Annotated in this window: 1 protein-coding gene; it reads left to right on the top strand. The window is 27.2% G+C overall.

The genetic code is table 11. From position 1 onward, the window contains the following. Window positions 1-1,490: hypothetical protein (locus ABNK64_RS11030; RefSeq protein WP_349764424.1), on the top strand; the 1,490-nt coding region annotated here is incomplete at both ends.

Below are 1,490 nucleotides of genomic sequence, written 5' to 3'. Positions count from 1 at the left end.
GGAATAGAAATAGAAGGTACAAAAGTACCTGAATTTCTATATTTAGTAGGTAAAACAGGAACTTGGAAATGGAATAACAAAAGAAGAACTAATGTTACTGTACCATATATGGCTGATGAAGTTGGTATGTTATATAATAGAAATTTTGATGCTGAATGTATAGCAGGAAGTGATAGTGTAGATGATGTTAATTTAAGAGATATAATATTTGATAGTGAAAAAAAATATGGAAAAAATACTTTTATAAAAAAGGTATCTGGAATTAATAAAGTTTGGACAGGACATACGCAAAATAGACCTTCTTGGTTTTCTGTAGTAATACATGGTTATAATAAAGAAGGTAGAGAAATTTATAATAGTGGTAGAGTAGGAAGGTATGATGTGGGGGGGTATAAAGATAGTACAGCATATACATTTCCATGGAGTGTAACATTACCTGAACATGCTAGAGTTGTAATTCAGGTGTGGGGACATTTAGGTAATCCTTATCATGATAATAGTGGGTGTGATAATACTATGGACGGAGCTCAAGTCTATAATGTAAAATTAGATGATTTTATTCATAAGGCTGATGGAGAAACAAACTTAGTAATTAATGAGGATTATAAACCTGAATATATGAAATTTAATTCAAGTACAATAGAAAATTTACGTCCATTAGCTTTGGAAAATTCAATTAATGGAGTAAGAATAGCTTCAACTAAAGGAGATGGATTTTTACATTTAGATCCTAATGACACTTTAGAAATAAATGGACAAAAGCACTCATTAACATCAAGCAATTTATCTGAACAAAAATTAAAACTTAATAAAATAGATTTGTCTTATAAAGTTGAAAGTGGAAAAATTCAGTTAAAAGTTGATAATTATGGATTGAAAGTACCATCACCACAACCTTTAAATATAAAAATAATCAAACATAAAGAAGTTTCTGATATTATGAACCATAGGATTAATTTAACTGTTCCATATATTGAAAAGGTAATAGGAGAGTCTTTTTTAGAAGTAAAAGAATATTATCCAACATCTGAATATATAAAATTTAATTCATGTACTTTAAATAATCCTACAGAAATTAAATTAGAAAATTCAATAAGAGATGTAAAACTTAATCAAGTGACAGGAAAAGGATTAGTTAATTTAGAAGAAGGTAATATTTTAGAAGTAAATGGAAAAAGATATAGCATTGGATCAGGAGGAAATCTTTCTGAAAAAAACGATACATTAGGAGATATTAAGTTTAAATTTAAAGTTGAAGGAGGAAAATTAAGACTTGCATTAAATGAATGGGGTATATTAGAACCAGATAGATTATTAAGAATAAATGCAGAAAAGATTGATAAAACACCAATAATGGAACATATATTAAAAATTAGATCTCCAAGAAGAGTAGAAGGAACTAATAATATTAAAATAGATAATAACTATCAAATTAGAAATGTTATTAAGTTTAGTGGAATTTCATTAAATGCACCATCAAGTTTTGCTTT

It is taken from the genome of Fusobacterium sp. SYSU M8D902 (assembly GCF_040199715.1).
Classification (GTDB): domain Bacteria; phylum Fusobacteriota; class Fusobacteriia; order Fusobacteriales; family Fusobacteriaceae; genus Fusobacterium_A.
The sequence above is the reverse complement of the archived record's forward strand: the minus strand, read 5'-3'. Positions and strand labels throughout refer to the sequence as shown.